16 protein-coding genes are annotated in these 15,525 nt (G+C 68.0%); 8 read left to right on the forward strand and 8 right to left on the reverse strand.

What is annotated here, in order from left to right; genetic code table 11:
• Both CRM90_RS02885 and CRM90_RS02890 read right to left on the reverse strand, forming a co-directional pair.
• Positions 1 to 732, reverse strand: coding sequence for a zinc ribbon domain-containing protein (locus CRM90_RS02885; protein ID WP_102805507.1), 732 nt, complete (start codon positions 730 to 732; stop codon positions 1 to 3).
• Positions 729 to 1,877, reverse strand: a complete 1,149-nt coding sequence (locus tag CRM90_RS02890; RefSeq protein WP_102805753.1) for a Nif3-like dinuclear metal center hexameric protein — start codon at positions 1,875 to 1,877, stop codon at positions 729 to 731. Before CRM90_RS02890 ends, CRM90_RS02885 begins: the two co-directional genes overlap by 4 nt.
• 44 nt (positions 1,878 to 1,921) lie before the next feature.
• Here CRM90_RS02890 and CRM90_RS02895 point away from each other — a divergent pair, with 44 nt between their 5' ends.
• The 3 genes from CRM90_RS02895 to CRM90_RS02905 are packed head-to-tail and all read left to right on the forward strand — an operon-like array spanning position 1,922 to position 3,904.
• On the forward strand, positions 1,922 to 2,593 hold the full coding sequence (locus tag CRM90_RS02895; protein ID WP_199189756.1) for an HAD-IA family hydrolase: 672 nt from the start codon (positions 1,922 to 1,924) through the stop codon (positions 2,591 to 2,593).
• A complete protein-coding gene (locus tag CRM90_RS02900) occupies positions 2,586 to 3,086 on the forward strand; it encodes a low molecular weight protein-tyrosine-phosphatase (RefSeq protein WP_102805509.1) in 501 nt (166 codons plus the stop codon). Before CRM90_RS02895 ends, CRM90_RS02900 begins: the two co-directional genes overlap by 8 nt.
• Positions 3,086 to 3,904: an SURF1 family cytochrome oxidase biogenesis protein gene (locus CRM90_RS02905; RefSeq protein WP_102805510.1), complete on the forward strand. Its 819-nt coding sequence runs from the start codon at positions 3,086 to 3,088 to the stop codon at positions 3,902 to 3,904. Before CRM90_RS02900 ends, CRM90_RS02905 begins: the two co-directional genes overlap by 1 nt.
• Here CRM90_RS02905 and CRM90_RS02910 read toward each other — a convergent pair.
• The gene (locus CRM90_RS02910) at positions 3,858 to 4,820 is read right to left on the reverse strand and encodes a cobalamin biosynthesis protein (RefSeq protein WP_102805511.1); all 963 of its coding nucleotides are present in this window, start codon (positions 4,818 to 4,820) and stop codon (positions 3,858 to 3,860) included. The genes CRM90_RS02905 and CRM90_RS02910 overlap by 47 nt on opposite strands.
• 45 nt (positions 4,821 to 4,865) lie before the next feature.
• On the opposite strand from CRM90_RS02910, the gene CRM90_RS02915 reads away from it, so the two are divergent.
• Genes CRM90_RS02915 through CRM90_RS02925 form a run of 3 tightly spaced genes read left to right on the forward strand, consistent with a single transcriptional unit; the run spans position 4,866 to position 7,833 of the window.
• Complete coding sequence (locus CRM90_RS02915; protein WP_102805754.1) at positions 4,866 to 5,681, forward strand: oxygenase MpaB family protein; 816 nt, start codon at positions 4,866 to 4,868, stop codon at positions 5,679 to 5,681.
• A 17-nt stretch (positions 5,682 to 5,698) separates the two neighbouring features.
• Entirely contained in the window at positions 5,699 to 7,408 is a 1,710-nt protein-coding gene (locus CRM90_RS02920; protein WP_102805512.1) for an amidohydrolase, read from the forward strand.
• Between the two features lie 23 nt (positions 7,409 to 7,431).
• Positions 7,432 to 7,833, forward strand: coding sequence for a VOC family protein (locus tag CRM90_RS02925; protein WP_102805513.1), 402 nt, complete (start codon positions 7,432 to 7,434; stop codon positions 7,831 to 7,833).
• Here the strand turns inward: CRM90_RS02925 and CRM90_RS02930 are convergent.
• Positions 7,824 to 9,266 carry a glycoside hydrolase family 183 protein gene (locus CRM90_RS02930; RefSeq protein WP_102805514.1) on the reverse strand — a complete coding sequence of 481 codons (1,443 nt, stop codon included), beginning with the start codon at positions 9,264 to 9,266 and terminating at the stop codon, positions 7,824 to 7,826. The two genes, CRM90_RS02925 and CRM90_RS02930, sit on opposite strands and share 10 nt — an antisense overlap.
• Between CRM90_RS02930 and CRM90_RS30195 the strand changes: the two genes are divergently transcribed.
• Both CRM90_RS30195 and CRM90_RS02935 read left to right on the forward strand, forming a co-directional pair.
• Positions 9,265 to 9,501: a hypothetical protein gene (locus CRM90_RS30195; protein ID WP_142391315.1), complete on the forward strand. Its 237-nt coding sequence runs from the start codon at positions 9,265 to 9,267 to the stop codon at positions 9,499 to 9,501. The genes CRM90_RS02930 and CRM90_RS30195 overlap by 2 nt on opposite strands.
• An 89-nt stretch (positions 9,502 to 9,590) precedes the next feature.
• Positions 9,591 to 11,036, forward strand: a complete 1,446-nt coding sequence (locus tag CRM90_RS02935; RefSeq protein ID WP_102805515.1) for an aldehyde dehydrogenase — start codon at positions 9,591 to 9,593, stop codon at positions 11,034 to 11,036.
• On the opposite strand, the gene CRM90_RS02940 is transcribed toward CRM90_RS02935, so the two are convergent.
• The 4 genes from CRM90_RS02940 to CRM90_RS02955 form a co-directional block, all read right to left on the reverse strand.
• Positions 11,024 to 11,788, reverse strand: coding sequence for a spirocyclase AveC family protein (locus CRM90_RS02940; protein ID WP_102805755.1), 765 nt, complete (start codon positions 11,786 to 11,788; stop codon positions 11,024 to 11,026). The two genes, CRM90_RS02935 and CRM90_RS02940, sit on opposite strands and share 13 nt — an antisense overlap.
• A gap of 129 nt (positions 11,789 to 11,917) precedes the next feature.
• Entirely contained in the window at positions 11,918 to 12,799 is an 882-nt protein-coding gene (locus CRM90_RS02945) for a mycofactocin-coupled SDR family oxidoreductase (RefSeq protein WP_102805516.1), read from the reverse strand.
• The gene (locus CRM90_RS02950) at positions 12,796 to 14,064 is read right to left on the reverse strand and encodes a cytochrome P450 (RefSeq protein ID WP_102805517.1); all 1,269 of its coding nucleotides are present in this window, start codon (positions 14,062 to 14,064) and stop codon (positions 12,796 to 12,798) included. Before CRM90_RS02950 ends, CRM90_RS02945 begins: the two co-directional genes overlap by 4 nt.
• A 12-nt stretch (positions 14,065 to 14,076) precedes the next feature.
• Entirely contained in the window at positions 14,077 to 15,525 is a 1,449-nt protein-coding gene (locus CRM90_RS02955; protein ID WP_102805756.1) for an aldehyde dehydrogenase family protein, read from the reverse strand.

Genomic DNA, 15,525 nt, shown 5'->3' on the forward strand with positions numbered 1-15,525 from the left:
CTACAGCCCGCCGATGCGCAGCAGGATCGCCTGGCACTCGGGGCAGCGGATCACCTCGTCCTCCGGCGCCGCCGAAATCCTGGCCAGCTCACCGCGATCCAGCTCGATGCGGCATGCTCCGCAGCGACGGCCCAGCAGCCGTGCGGCGCCGACACCCGATGTGGTCCGCTGCCGCTCGTAGAGCGCCACCAGGCCCGGGTCGAGCCCGGCCACGATCGCGTCACGCCGGGCCCCACGCTCGCCGCGCACCCGTTCGACGTCGGACAGTGCTTCGTCGCGGTTGTGTCCGGCAGTGGTCAGATTGGCTTGCAGCGCTCCGGCTTTCGCCTGCTCCTCGGACTGCTCACCGGCCAGCTGCTCGCGCCGCTCCATCACCTCGAGCAGCGAATCCTCCAGGCTGGCCTGCCTGCGCTCGAGCGTGTCGAGTTCGTGCTGCAGTTCCTCGAGCTGCTTGGGGTTGACGGTGCCGGAGTCGAGGAGTTTGCGGTCGCGGTCCTCACGCTGGCGCACACCGTCGATCTCTGACTCGAATCGGGCCACCTGGCCGTCGATGTCCTCGATCGCGATCGCCAGGGCCGCCAGCCGGTCGGCGGACGCCCGCTGCTCACCCAGGGCGGTGTCGTACTCCTGTTGCTCGGGCAGGTTGGCCGCCCGATGGGTCAGCCGCCCCATCTCGGCATCGAGCTCGGCCAGCTCCAGAAGCGACCGTTGCTGTGCCAGTTCAGCTTTCACGAAATGCCTTTCGGTGATGTGATGTTCCACGGGTCGGTGCGCAGGTCGCAGACGCGGACCGGGAGCGCAGCCCCGAAATGGTCGTGCAGCACCCCGGCGGCCTGCGCACACCACGGATACTCGCTGGCCCAGTGCGCGACATCGACCAACGCGACATCACTGCCACGGCGGTGCTCGTCGGCGGGATGGTGGCGCAGGTCGGCGGTGACGTAGGCGTCCACTCCCGCGGAGGCGGCGGCGCCCAGCAGTGAGTCGCCGGCTCCCCCGCACACCGCCACCCGGGTCACCGGGGCGTCGGGATCCCCCGCCGCCCGGACCCCCCACGTCGTCTGCGGCAGTACCGCGCCTACGCGGGCGACGAAATCGGCGAACCGCAGCGGTTCGGCCAGCGTCCCGATCCGGCCGATACCCACCCCGGTGGGCAGGGCGGCCAGCGGCAGCACGTCGAACGCCGGTTCCTCGTACGGGTGGGACGCGCGAACAGCGGCCAGCACCTGGGATCGCAGCCGGACCGGCGCCACCATCTCGACGCGGTCCTCGGCCACCCGCTCGAGGGACCCGATCCTTCCGATGGCAGGCGCGGCGCCGTCGAGTGGCAGGAACTGTCCGGCGCCCGCCACGCTCCAGCTGCAGTGCGAATAGTCGCCGATGTGGCCGGCACCGGCGGCGAACATCGCCGAGCGGACGGTTTCGGCGTCGGCGGTCGGGACGAAGATCACCCATTTGTCGATGTCGGAGCCCGCGCTGATCGGGTCGAGCACACCGTCGACCGTCAGCCCCAGGACCTCGGCCAGCGCGTCGGACACTCCCGGATTGGCCGAATCGGCGTTGGTATGTGCGGTGAACAGCGCGGCACCGGTCCGGATGAGCTGGTGGATCAGCCCGCCCTTGGGCGTGCTGGCCGCCACGGTGTCCACCCCGCGCAGCAGCAACGGATGGTGTGCCAGCAACAACCCGCGCGCACCCACCGTCGCGGCCACCTCGGCGGTGGCGTCCACGGCCACCGTCACCGAGTCGACGACGTCGTCGGGATCGCCGCACACCAGGCCGACGGAGTCCCAGCTCTGCGCGAGACCGGGCGGGTAGGCGTCGTCGAGCACGGCGATGATCTCGGCCAGTTTGACGCCCGTCGCCGTGTGTTCCACCACGCCAAGAACAGTAGTGCGCAGCGATCGGCCACAATGGACCGGTGACGAGCACGGCTTCCGACACCCGCCCGCAGTTGGTGATCTTCGACCTCGACGGCACCCTCACCGACTCGGCAGAGGGCATCGTGGCCAGCTTCCGTCACGCGCTTGCCGCAGTCGGGGCCGAGGCGCCCGGCGGCGATCTGACCGGTCGGATCGTCGGGCCCCCGATGCATCAGACGTTGGGCGGGCTCGGCCTCGGCGAGCGCGCCGACGAGGCGATCGCGGCGTACCGGGCCGACTACACCAGCCGGGGCTGGGCGATGAACAGCCTGTTCGACGGCATTCCGCAGCTGTTGGCCGACCTGCGGGCGGCCGGCGTGCGCCTGGCGGTGGCGACCTCGAAGGCCGAGCCCACCGCGCAGCGGATCCTCGAGCACTTCGAGCTGTCCGACTACTTCGACGTGATCGCCGGCGCCAGTGTCGACGGGGCCCGGTCCAGCAAGGCCGACGTGCTCGCCCACGCGCTGGGTCAACTCCAGCCGCTGCCGGAGCGGGTCATCATGGTCGGCGACCGCGCCCACGACGTGGAAGGTGCCGCCGAGCACGGCATCGACACGGTCGTGGTGGGCTGGGGCTATGGCGCCGAGGACTTCCGCGAACCGCAGCTGGCCGAGGCCGCGGCCGCTCATGTTCCGACCGTGACCGCCCTGCGCGAGGTGCTCGGTGTCTGATACTCGCCTTGTCCACGTGACGTTCGTCTGCTCGGGCAACATCTGCCGCTCGCCGATGGCCGAGAAGATGTTCGCCCACCAGATCGAGCAGCGTGGCCTGGGCCACCTCGTAAGGGTGACCAGCGGCGGCACCGGCGACTGGCATGCCGGCGATCCGGCCGACGAACGCGCCAACACCGTCCTGCGAGCGCACGGCTATCCGACCGAGCACAGCGCGGCGCAGGTCGGCGACGACCACTTGGCCGCCGATCTCGTCGTCGCGCTCGGGCGCAACCATCTGCGGATGCTGACCCACCTCGGGGTGGAACCCGAGCGGGTTCGGCTGTTGCGCTCGTTCGACCCTCGCTCAGGTGCGCATGCCGACGACGTCGACGACCCGTACTACGGCGGCCCGACGGATTTCGAGGAGACGTTCACCGTCATCGACGCGGCGCTGCCGGGTCTGCATGCCTGGGTTGACCGACGGCTGGCCGGCGAGGGTCTGGCCGGCTGATGAAGCGCTGGACGTTCCTGCTGCGCCCGGGCTGGATTGCCCTGGCGCTGGTGGTCGTCGCGTTCGCCTATCTCTGCTTCACCGTGCTGGCACCGTGGCAGCTGGGCAAGAACACCAAGACATCGCGCGAGAACAATCAGATCGCGTCCTCGCTCAACGCCGAGCCGGTTCCGGTGACAACGTTTCTGCCGCAACAGGATTCGTCGGCGCCCGAGGATCAGTGGCGGCGCGTGACCGCGACCGGGCGCTACGTGCCGTCCGCCGAGGTGCTCGCCAGGCTGCGGGTGGTCGGTGGCGCGCCGGCATTCGAAGTCCTGGTGCCGTTCACCGTCGACGGTGGTCCGACGGTCTTGGTCGACCGCGGCTATGTGCTCGCCGTCCAGGGTTCGAAAGTGCCCGACATCGCACCGGTGCCCACAGGCACGGTGAGCATCACAGCGCGGCTACGCGATTCGGAGACCGCACCCCCCGACAAACCGCCGTTCCGCGAAGGCGGCTTCACACAGCTCTACGCGATCGACACCGCCCAGGCCGCGGCGACCACCGGGGTGCCGGTGGCCGGCTCGTATCTGCAGTTGGTGGAGAACCAACCGGGCGGGCTCGGCATCGCCGAGCTACCGCATCTGGACCCGGGCCCGTTCCTGTCCTACGGCATCCAGTGGATCGCGTTCGGCATCGTGGCCCCGATCGGCCTGGGCTACTTCGCCTATTCGGAGATCAAAGCCCGCCGTCGCGAGGCCGCGGCGGCCACCGCGACGAAGGCGGCACCGGTCACCGTCGAGGACAAGCTGGCCGACCGTTACGGCCGGCGGCAGTGAGCCCGACCGCGAGAACCGCGGCGGCGAGCTGAACGACCCGGGACAAGCGCACCGAGCGGCGAAGGTCGTCGATGCCCGGGACGCGACCCTCACCGAGGGTCGGGCGGATCTCCAGCTGGTGGTGATATTGGGTGGGGCCGCCGAGGCGCACACCCAGCGCGCCGGCGAATGTCGCTTCCACCACGCCGGCGTTCGGACTGGGGTGCCGGGCCGCGTCGCGGCGCCACGCCCGCAGCGCCCCGGCCGGTGAGCCGCCGACCAGTGGTGCGCACATCACCACCAGTACGCCGGCCGCCCGCGCCGCCCCGAAGTTCGCAACGTCATCCAGACGTGCTGCCGCCCAACCGAATCGGGTATAGCGCGGCGAGCGATGCCCGATCATCGCATCCAGTGTGTTGACTCCGCGGTAGACCAGCACACCGGGTACTCCCCCGGCCGCCGCCCAGAGCAGCGGCGCGACGTGCGCGTCGGAGGTGTTCTCGGCCACCGACTCCAGAGCCGCCCGGGCCAGTCCGTCGGTGTCCAGCGCCGACGGGTCGCGTCCGCACAACGACGGCAGCAGCGCCCGGGCACCGTCGATGTCACCGGCCGCCAGGAGATCGGCCAGTTTCTCGCCGGTCCGCCCCAGCGTCGTTCCGCCGAGGGAGGCCCAGGTGGCGGCGGCGGTGACGGCCGCCAGCGCCGGGCCGCGGGTACCGCGCTGCAGCAGCGTTCCGGCCACGGCCAGCCCGCCCAGCAGTACACCGGTGTGCACCGCGCCCGCCACCCGGCTGTCGCGGTAGGTCAGCTTTTCGAGTGCGGCTGCACACCAACCGAACCCCGCCACCGGATGGCCGTGGACGGGGTCGCCGAAAGCCAGATCCGCCAGCTGGGCCGTCAGGATGCCGACACCGCGGTACCGTCTGCGCGCAAACACCCCGGCACTCTCTCACACGTGATGTACTGCCCTGATGAGGCCGCGATGACGCGACCCCCGACGCGGGTCTCGGACTTGCTCAACCCGGCCGCGGTGCTGGCGCCCGCCGCCAACGTCATCATGCAACTGGCCCACCCCGGCGTCGGTTACGGCGTTCTCGAGTCCCCGGTGGACAGCGGCAACGTGTACAAGCATCCGATCAAGCGGGCCCGCACCACGGGCACCTATCTCGCGGCGGCCACCATCGGCACCGACGCCGACCGAGCCCTCATCCGCTCGGCGGTGGACACCGCGCACGCCAAGGTCCGCTCCACCGCGTCGAGCCCGGTGTCCTACCGCGCCTTCGACCCGAAGCTTCAGCTGTGGGTGGCGGCCTGCCTGTACCGCTACTACGTCGACCAGCACGAGTTCCTCTACGGCCCGCTCGACGACGCCGCCGCCGACGCGGTCTATGCCGACGCCAGCCGGCTCGGCACCACACTGCAGGTGCGCGAGGGGATGTGGCCGGCCGACCGCGCCGCCTTCGACGAGTACTGGCAGCGGTCACTGGACGAGTTGTCCATCGACCCGCCGGTCCGCGAGCATCTGAAAGGTGTTGCGGGAATGGCATTCATGCCGTTCCCGATCCGGGAGACGCTGGGCCGGTTCAACCTGTTCGCCACCGTCGGTTTCCTGCCGTCCGAATTCCGGTCGATGATGCGGCTGCCGTGGAGCGCCGGGCAGCAACGCCGTTTCGAGTGGTTGCTGGCCGCACTGCGGCTCGCCGACCGGCTGATCCCGCACCAGGCCTGGATTCTCGGGTACCAGCTGTACCTCTGGGACATGCGAGCCAGGGCGCGCCGCGGACAGCGCATCGTCTGATAGCAGCAAGGGGTCTCATGTCCAGCACAATCCTCACCGCCGCAACGGTCATCACGATGGATCCCGATCAGCCGCGCGCGGAGGCCGTCGCCGTCACCGACGGGCGGATCGCGGCGGTCGGGTCATTGGCGCAATGCCAGGCGCGGTGCCCGGACGCCGAGGTGATCGACACCGGCGCGGCCGCACTGTTACCGGGTTTCGTTGAACCGCATAGCCATCCGGTGATGAGCGGTGTCGCCACCCAGCCGCCGGCCCGCTCGATCGCACCGTGGGACGCACCGACCTGGCAGGACGTCGAGAAGATCTTCGCCGATGCGATCGCCACCACAGACCCGGCCACCCCGCTGTTGTTCGCCGGCTTCGACGCGCTGCTGCACAAGCGCCCCTCCCCGAAGGCCCCCGAGCTCGACCGTATCTTCGGCGACCGAATCGCCGTTGTCACCGACAATTCCGGCCACGGCGCGTATTTCAATACCGCCGTGATGAAGCAGCGGGGCTGGAATGTCAATCCGCCTGCCGATCCGGTCGGCGCTCACTTCGGCCGAAATCCCGACGGCAGCCTCAACGGCCAGGGATTCGAGACCGCGGTGCTGCTCGCCGTAGCCGGGCCGATCCTGTCCCAGCTGGGCAACCCGCTGATCAGTGCGGCCGAGTACTACGCCTGGATGTCGCGCGGCGGGTACACCTCGACCTCCGACATGACCTACGACCCGAAATTCAAGGGCGCCTACGAAGCGCTGGCGACGGCGCCGTCCTGCCCGCTTCGGGTGAGCATGTGGGAGATGTCGACCACCGACACCTACAACAACGCCGAAACCTTCAATGTCGCTGAGCAACTCCTGGTCAAGCAGGGTGTCAAGCTGTGGACTGACGGCTCCCCATGGATCGGCAACATCGCGATCTCCTTTCCCTATCTGAGTACCGAGACGACCAGAACGGCCGGTATCGACCCGGCGGTGGCCGGTGGCCCCCAGTCGATGAACTACACCCTCGAGCAGCTCGACTCCGTGCTGGACGTCGCGGCTCCCTCCGGGTGGCAGATGGCCTTCCACGCCAACGGCGATCTCGCCATCGAGTTGGCGCTGGACGCCTATGAGGGCGCACTGAATCGCCACAATCTCCAAGGCAGCGACCATCGTTGGCGTCTGGAGCATCTCGGGGCGGGCACCCGCAAGCAGTTCGACCGGGCAGCGCGCCTCGGCGTGCACGTCTCGATGGCTCCGTTCCAGTACTACTACTGGGGCGATCTGCTGGACGGGCAGATCTTCGATCACGAGCACGGCAGCACGTGGGGGGCCTTCGCCGACGCGGTGGCCTCGGGCGCGGTGGTCTCGCTGCACAACGACGGGTCCGTGTCGCCGCCGACCCCGGTGCTCAACATCGCGACCGCGGTGACCCGGCGCACCCGGGCCGGCAGCGTTCACGGTGCCGAGCAATGCATCAGCCTCGACCACGCCCTGCGGGCGCACACCATCAACGCCGCCCGGACCCTGCACCGCGACAATCTGATCGGCTCGCTCGAGGTGGGTAAGCTCGCCGATTTCGTGGAGCTGGCCGCCGACCCCTACGCGGTGGACCCCGCCGAACTGGCGGACAAGGCCACGGTGAACGGCACCTGGCTGAGCGGCGAGCGTATCGATCTGGGCACGTTCGTCGCCGCGGTCAGCGGCACCGATCCGGGTCCGCATGAACATTTGGCGGACCATCCCCGTCATACGTGTTGTTAGCCCCACCATCAGAAGGGTGTCCCATGTCGTTTCCCACTCTTGCCCACATCGCGGTCACCGTGCGTGACCTGTCAGTGAGCGTGCCCTGGTACCGAGCGCTCATCGGCTCGGATCCGGTGCTCGACGAGGACACCGCCGCCGGCTTCCATCACTCGGTGTTCCTGCTGGACAACGGCACCCTGTTCGGGTTGCACCAACACACCACTGCCCCGTCGGATCAGCCGTTCAGCGAGCACAACGTCGGCCTGGATCACGTCGGTTTCGGCTGCGCGGAGCGCGCCGACCTCGAGCGCTGGCAAGCCCGACTCGACGAGCTGGGCATCAGCCACGGCGGAATCGTGGACGCACACTACGGTTCCGGGCTGAGCTTCCGCGATCCCGACGGCATCACGCTGGAGTTCTTCGCGCCGGCGGCTCAGGCCTGAACCGCGGCGCCGCCCAGCGTCGTCTTCATCAGCAGCACGTTGTAGCTGCCCCAGACCGACATGTTCCAGTAGATGTCCTGGCCGGTGGACCACGGATCCATCATCGGTGCGTAGAGCCCGGGATATTGCGCCGACGTGACGAGCGTGGTGGGTGCCGACCAGGTGCCCTGCGGAGTGTCGGCGGTGCGGATGATCACGCTGCCGACGCTGCTCGAGTACATCGCCACGTATTTGTTGAGGTAGGTGTTGTACTGCACCGACAGCTCGCTGACATGTCCGCTGGGGCCGCCCACCCCGAAGATGCCCGCCACCCAGCTGCCGAAGAACAACCCCAGCTGGCCCAGGATTCCGCCGGCGTACTGGTTGCTTCGGGTGGTCGGCAGGATCGGCACCGCGGCGCCGGGCTTGCCTGTCACCCAGTCGGTGCCGTTCCAGTACTGGTATTTCGTCAGATCGAGGATGTCGGCTTCGCTGACCCGGGACAGGTAGGCCGAGCCGAGCCGACCCGACGGTGTGCCGTAGGAGAACACGTAGCCCGCGTCCGGCGAGTCCGCGGGCGGCTTCACGAAGGCGCCCTGCTGAAAGTTCTGATTTCCGTAGACGAATGGGGTGGACGAGCGCAGCCAGCTCGCGGCCCGGACGGTTTGCGGCGCCACCGTCCAGTTCTGACCGTTGTCATCGGAGTAGGCGATCGCGGAGTAGTTGGTGGTCCAGGCGCCGCCGAAGTCCCACGATCGCACCGACATGAAGTTAACGTATTGCCTTGCGCCGTACTGATTGTCGTACGGCACTGAGATGGCGGCGGTCGGAATGACGGTCACCTGGGAACCGAACGGCCCAAGATTGCGGGCACTGCCGGCGATCACCTGCTTGGACATCCCCGGCGATGCCAGTGGCGATCCGGCGAACGGATCCGTGGCCGAACCGGGTGCGAACACACGGTTGATGGGATCAGTGGTGCGCAGCAGTACGTTGGAGCGCCAGTTGCCGGTCATGTTGGGGCCGCTGAAGGTGTCGCCGAAGATCATCAGCACCTGACGCCTGTCCCCGGCCATCCCGTTGTCCCACATGATGCCGACGTCGGTGCCGTAGACGCCAAATCTGCCGGGGGTGGAGGTGTTGGGCCCGGTCACCCAGCCGACCTTGGTGGTGACTGGCGCTGTGGTGACGGCGGCCGCGCTCGTTCGTACCGTGACGGCTCGAGTTTGTTTGGCCGGCAGCGGCTTTGACAGCCGGGACGCGGCGATTGCTTTGGGTTTGGTCCGCTGCGGATGACCGACTGCCGAGCGGGTAGCTGACGACGAGTGGGTGGCCGAGGATCCGGACTCCGCAGAGTCGGCCGAGGCGACACCACATCCCGCTGTCACTGCGGCGCCGACTCCCAACGCCACGGCGAAGCCGCCGATTCCCCCGATATACGCCGCTGCGCGCATGGCGTCCCCCTGTCGTTGCCCGTCCAGTATTTGCCGGTCGGCGGCCGAGTGGGGGGATTTACGCCGAACTGACGAGGCCGCGTCCCCCACCGCAAGCGCAGCCGACGGCTGCGGAATCGGCTACCACCTGGACGGCCCCAACTGCGTGCTGAATGTGCCCGGCCCCAACGCGCACTTCATCAGCCCCAACTGCTGGATCAACGTCAACAACGACGAACGCTGCTACGCGCCGTAACCCCGGAAGGGATAATTCCGACGCTCGATGGGGCTCATTGCGGCACAAGGTCGCACCAGCGCCTGGCGCAGGTCAATACCTTGTGCCGCATGAGCACCCACCACGGCACTTTCCTGATCGGGGGCCGGTGGACCACACCGAGCTCCAACGAAGAGATCGTTGTGGTCTCCCCCAACGACGAACAGCGACTGGGCGCCGTCGCCGCCGGTGTCGAGGCCGACATCGACGCGGCGGTCTACGCAGCCCGCGCGGCGTTCGACGCCGGCGACGGCTGGCCGAACTGGCCGGCAGACAAACGGGCCGCGGCGATGGAATCCCTGGCCGACGCCCTCGACCGCCGCAGCGGAGAGCTCGCTCACGCCGTCAGCGCCCAGAACGGCATGCCCATCGCGATCGCGGGCCAACTCGAGGCGGTCTTCCCCTCGGTACTGTTGAGGTACTACGCACAACTGTGCGCCGAGCAGTCCGACACCGAACGCCCTGGCCTGCTGGGCGGTTCGACGACCATCACCCGGACACCGGTCGGTGTGGTGGCCGCGATCGTGCCGTGGAATTTCCCGCAGGTGCTGAGCGCGTTCAAATACGCGCCGGGTCTCGCGGCGGGTTGCACGTTCGTCATCAAGCCGGCACCGGAGACGGTGTTCGACGCCGCCCTGTTCGCCGAGGCCGTCGCCGAGTCCGACATCCCGCCCGGTGTGATCAACGTGGTGCCAGGCGGCAGCCGCACCGGCGCCCACCTGGTTGCGCATCCCGGTGTCGACAAGGTGGCGTTCACGGGCTCGACGCACGTCGGCCGTGAGATAGCCCGGGTGTGCGGCGGGCTGTTGCGCCCGGTGACGCTGGAACTCGGCGGTAAGTCGGCGGCGATCATCCTTGACGACGCCGACCTCGATCTGGGGGTGATCGGCGAAAAGCTCTTCGCCGCAACATTGCTCAACAATGGCCAGACCTGCTTCATCGGGACTCGGATACTCGCGCCTCGAAGCCGCTACGCCGACGTCGTCGACACCGTCACCGCACTGGCCGCGTCGTTGACCGTCGGTGATTCCCTGGATCCGGCCACCCAGATCGGTCCGCTGGTCAGCGCCCGCCAGCGTGACCGTGTCGAGTCCGCGATTGCCGCCGCCGCACACCGCGGGGTGCGGTTGACCACGGGTGGCACCAGGCCGCCGGGGCGCGATACCGGGTGGTTCGTCGCGCCAACGGTTTTCGCCGACGTCGACAACGATGACGCGATCGCCCGGGAGGAGATCTTCGGCCCGGTGCTGACGATCATCGGCTACGACGACGATGACGACGCGGTGCGGATCGCGAATTTCAACGCCTACGGCCTCGGCGGGTCGGTGTGGACCACCGACCCGGAGCGCGGCCTTGCCGTCGCCCGCGGCGTGCGGTCGGGAACGGTGGGGATCAACCACTATCTGCCCGATCCGACAGCACCGTTCGGCGGCGTCAAGGCCAGTGGGCTCGGGCGGGAACTCGGGCCCGAGGGACTGGCCGCCTATCAGGAGATCAAGTCCATCTATCGCGGCTGATTCGGCACGCCGGGGAACAGTTGCTCGGTCGGACCGACGGTGACGTAGCCGGCGAGCTTCGTGACGAGGTGCGGCGCGAACACCGCCCCGTACAGGAGATGTCCCACGACGATCACCGCCACCACCGACAGGACACCCGCGCCGACCTTGCTCGGCGACCGCTTGTCGGCCCACGCCTCGATCACGTTGCGTCCCTGGTCATCAGTGCGGCCCAGCAGGTAGGCGAACACCATCATCTGCACGCCCATCGCGACCGAGTCGTAGATCGGATACTGGTGCTTGGTGCCCTCGAAGATCGCCAGCCCCGGAATCACGTAACCGTAGTAGAAGACCCCGAGTTGGGCGCCGATCACCGCGTTGAAGAACAGCGCCCAGCAGAACCCGACGCCGAAACCGGTGATCAGAAGCGTCTGCGGTCTGCGCCACCCGAACCTCTTGACCAGCCACCGGCCGATGGCGGCGCCGATCAGCGCGGGGAACACGAAGTACGAGATGTACCCGATGGGCACCGCGGACGGCAGCCCGCCACCCCAGGTCATGTTCATCGGCCACCACGACGGCATGCGTGGCAGCGCGGGCGGGAATTGGGCATACATTGCCCAGTCGTAGGGCGCCTCGATCCAAGAGAACGAGATCGCCGAGATCGACACCAGCAGCAGGGGGTGAATGCGCCCGCGACGCACGCTGAGGAAGACACCGACGGCCAGTAAGACGAATCCGCCGACGTAGGCGAAGGTCTGGCCGGCGATCATCACCGGCGTCACCGGTCGCGGGCTTCCGGGTCGAGGTAGATGACCAGTCCGAAGATCAGCACGATCAGACCGAACAGCGTGCCGAGCATGATTACCGCACCCATCGGTGTGCTCCTATCCCCTGTGCTCTCATCCCCCTGGGCCGTTGGGCCACTTGAGCAGCGAGCCGGCGTCCACCCGGATCTGTTGTCCGGTGATGTAGCGACTGTCGTCGCTGGCGAGGAACACCCCGAGGTTGGCCATGTCTTCCGGCTCGATGTACGGGATCGGCATCGCCTGGAAGATCGTGAACAACGGCTCGGCGTCCTCGCGGGTCGCCTGCCGGCCCGCCTGGGTCAGGTCGGGCCGGAACATGCTGTACATCCCGTCGTTTTGCAGCAGATGGGTGTTGCAGTTCGTCGGGTGTATGGCGTTGACCCGAATCATCCTGTCCGCCAGCGCGATCGCCATCTCTTCGACGTACTCGATGATGACCCGCTTGCTCCACCCGTAGCCCCGTCCGCCGGGTCCCATGTTCGGGTTGTCGGTGGTGCCGCGGATCATGCCTGCCGTCGAGCCGGTGACGATAACCGACGCCCCGTTGGGCAGGTGCGGCACGGTGACCGCGACGGTGTTCATCACGCCGAGCAGATCCACATCGCTGGCGTCGACGAACGACATCGCATCGTGCGGGCGCCCCATGGCCATCGGCAGGATGCCTGCGTTGGCGACGACGATGTCGATCGCGCCGAAGTCGGCCACACACGCCTCGACCGCGTCGCGCAACTCGTGGCGCTCACGGACGTCGGCCACCCGGGCCAGCACCCGGCGGCCGGTCTCCTTGATGGAGCGTTCGGTCTCCGACAGGTCGTCCGGGGTGGCCAACGGATAGGGGTTCGACGGAATGTCCCGGCAGATGTCCACGGCGATGATGTCGGCACCCTCCCGGGCCATCGCGATCGCATGCGCGCGGCCCTGGCCGCGGGCCGCCCCGGTGATGAAAGCGACCTTGCCGTCCAGCTTTCCGGTCATCGGTTCTCCTCGAAGGTGATGTGCAATGCGCTGAGCCCGCGCATCATGAACGTCGGCTCGTAGCTGTAATGCCGGTTCCCGGCGGGGCCGTGGTGGGCTTCCGAGACCGTGATGCCGGTCATGCGATCGAGGATCCGGTTCAGCGAGATCCGGCCTTCCGCCCGCGCCAGCGGCGCGCCGGGGCACGAGTGCACACCGCGGATGAACGCGATGTGCTCGCGGACATTCGGCCGGTCGGCCCGGAACTCGTGCGGGTTCTCGAACTTGCTCGCATCGCGGTTGCTCGCACCCGGCAGCAGCATCACGACCGTTCCGGCCGGGACCTTGACGTCGCCGATCGTGGTGGTGGTGCGGGCCATCCGGAAGTGCGCCTTGACAGGGCTTTCCATTCGCAACGTCTCTTCGCAGAAGGCCGGAATCTTGCTGCGGTCGTTGCGTAACGACTCTTCGACTCCCGGATTGTCGCCGATGAACCGGACCGCGGAGCTGACCAGCTTCGTCGTGGTCTCGCTACCGGCGGCGAACAGGAACGTCGACAGGTTCACCACATCGTCAAGATCGGGTGTCGATCCGTCCTCGTATTTGGCCAGCGCCAGTCCGGTGAGCACGTCCTCGCGCGGGGCGCGCCGGCGTTCGTCGAGGTAGCGGTAGAACCTCTCGTTCAGCCACTCCAGCGGATTGTGGGACGTCGTCGCCTCCTTGCCCACCTCGCCGACGAGCTGATCGGCGAAGACGAGCGTGAACTCCTCGTGATCCTCGGCCGGCACACCCAGCAGATCGGCGATGACCAACAGCGAGAACGGTTTTGCGTAGTCGGCGAGGAATTCGCACTCACCCTTGGCCAGGAAGGTGTCCAGCTGCTGATCGGCCAGCCGCCACATGAAGTCTTCGTTCTCCTTGAGGCGTTTGGGGGTGAGCAGTGTGTTCATCAGGCTGCGGGTGCGGGTGTGCCGCGGTGGATCTTGCACCGCGATGTGTTCGGACATCGGCGCACTGGGACCGTGCTGATCGATCAGATCCGATACGTCGTCGCTCTCGCCCGGGGTGATGGGCATGCCGGAGAACGGTCCCGACACCGAGACGCACGACGAGAATGCCGGGTTCCGGTACACACTCAGCGCGGCGTCGTATCCGGTGACGGCCAGCACGTTGAAAGCCGTGGCCGGGGTCACCGGGCATCTCGCCCGCAGATGGTCGAAGTAGGGGTATGGGTCAGGCACCAGGGACTGATCGGTGAAGAAGTCCACCACGTCGAAATCGGTCACAACACAGACTCCTCAATTCGCTGGGTAGGCAACCGATTTAATCTCGGTGTACTGGTCGAATCCGGCGACGCCGTTCTGTCGGCCCACACCACTGGCCTTGTATCCGCCGAACGGGGTGTCGGCGCCGTAGCCTGCGGTGCCGTTCAGACCGATGAAGCCGGCCCGCAGCCGCCTGGCCACCGACAGGGCCCGGTCCAGCGAGCCCGCCATCACATTGCCGGCCAGACCATAGGGGCTGTCGTTGGCGATGCGCACCGCGTCGTCCTCGTCGTCGAAGGGAATCACCGACAAGACTGGGCCGAAGATCTCCTCCTGCGCAATCGTCATCGAGTTGTCGACGTTCACGAATAGCGTTGGCCTGACGAAGAATCCCTTGTCCATCCCGGCGGGCGCCTCGGCCCCGCCGACGAGCAGCGTGGCACCTTCCTCGACGCCTTTCTGGATGTAGCCGCGGATGCGGCTGCGTTGGCGGTCGGAGATGACCGGGCCGCACAGCGTGCCGGGGTCCTGCGGGTCGCCCGCGGAGACACCCGCATAGATGCCGCGCAGGATTTCGACGCCCTCGTCGTAGCGGGAGCGCGGCAGCAGCAATCGGGTGGGGTTGGCGCAGCCCTGGCCGGCGTGCATGCACGGAGCGATGCCCATCATGCAGCCGAGCGCGAAGTCCGCGTCCTCGAGAACGATCGTCGCCGATTTCCCACCGAGCTCGAGGAACAGCCGCTTCATGGTGGCGGCGCCCTTCTCCATGATCCGCTGCCCGACGACCGTCGAACCGGTGAACGAGATCAGGTCGACCTTCGGCGACAGCGTGAGCTCTTCACCGACGAGGTGGTCCAACGCGGTGACGACGTTCACCACACCCGCTGGGATGTCGGTGTTCTCGGCGATCAGCCGGCCCAGCCGGGTCGCGTTGTACGGCGTATCGGGCGCGGGCTTGAGGACGACGGTGTTTCCCGTCGCCAGTGCCTGGCCGATCTTGTGGATGGCGACCTCGAACGGGAAGTTCCACGGGACGATCGCACCGACCACGCCGACCGGCTCGCGCCAGACCTTGCGGGTGGTGTTCACCCCCGTGACCGACACCACCGTGTCGCCCAGGGATGTCTCCCAGGGATATTCGTCGATCAGCTTGGCCGGGTAGCGCAGCCCGTCGGCCAGCGGGGCGTCGAGCTGGGGACCGTGGGTGATGGCGCGCGGACAGCCCACCTCGAGGATCAGTTCCTCGCGCAGCTCCTCCTGTTCGGATTCCAGCGCCTCCTGCAATTGCAGCAGGCACCGTTGCCGGAAAGCATGATCGGTCGACCAGTCCGTCTGGTCGAACGCGCGCCGCGCGGCGTCGATGGCCCGGCGCATGTCGGCTTTCGACGCGTCGGCGACCTCGCCGAGTATCTCTTCGGTGGCCGGGTTGATGTTGGTGAAGGTCCCCGCCTGACCGTCGACCAGGGCGCCGTCGATCATCAT

It is taken from the genome of Mycobacterium sp. ENV421 (assembly GCF_002887815.1).
Lineage (GTDB): Bacteria > Actinomycetota > Actinomycetes > Mycobacteriales > Mycobacteriaceae > Mycobacterium.

Coding starts and splice junctions, on each gene's coding strand:
- CRM90_RS02905 (WP_102805510.1), top strand. CDS start 3,086: ATGAAGCGCTGGACGTTCCTGCTGCGCCCGGGCTGGATTGCCCTGGCG.
- CRM90_RS02915 (WP_102805754.1), top strand. CDS start 4,866: ATGACGCGACCCCCGACGCGGGTCTCGGACTTGCTCAACCCGGCCGCG.
- CRM90_RS02920 (WP_102805512.1), top strand. CDS start 5,699: ATGTCCAGCACAATCCTCACCGCCGCAACGGTCATCACGATGGATCCC.
- CRM90_RS02925 (WP_102805513.1), top strand. CDS start 7,432: ATGTCGTTTCCCACTCTTGCCCACATCGCGGTCACCGTGCGTGACCTG.
- CRM90_RS30195 (WP_142391315.1), top strand. CDS start 9,265: ATGGCGTCCCCCTGTCGTTGCCCGTCCAGTATTTGCCGGTCGGCGGCC.
- CRM90_RS02930 (WP_102805514.1), bottom strand. CDS start 9,266: ATGCGCGCAGCGGCGTATATCGGGGGAATCGGCGGCTTCGCCGTGGCG.
- CRM90_RS02935 (WP_102805515.1), top strand. CDS start 9,591: ATGAGCACCCACCACGGCACTTTCCTGATCGGGGGCCGGTGGACCACA.
- CRM90_RS02940 (WP_102805755.1), bottom strand. CDS start 11,788: ATGATCGCCGGCCAGACCTTCGCCTACGTCGGCGGATTCGTCTTACTG.
- CRM90_RS02945 (WP_102805516.1), bottom strand. CDS start 12,799: ATGACCGGAAAGCTGGACGGCAAGGTCGCTTTCATCACCGGGGCGGCC.
- CRM90_RS02955 (WP_102805756.1), bottom strand. CDS start 15,525: ATGATGATCGACGGCGCCCTGGTCGACGGTCAGGCGGGGACCTTCACC.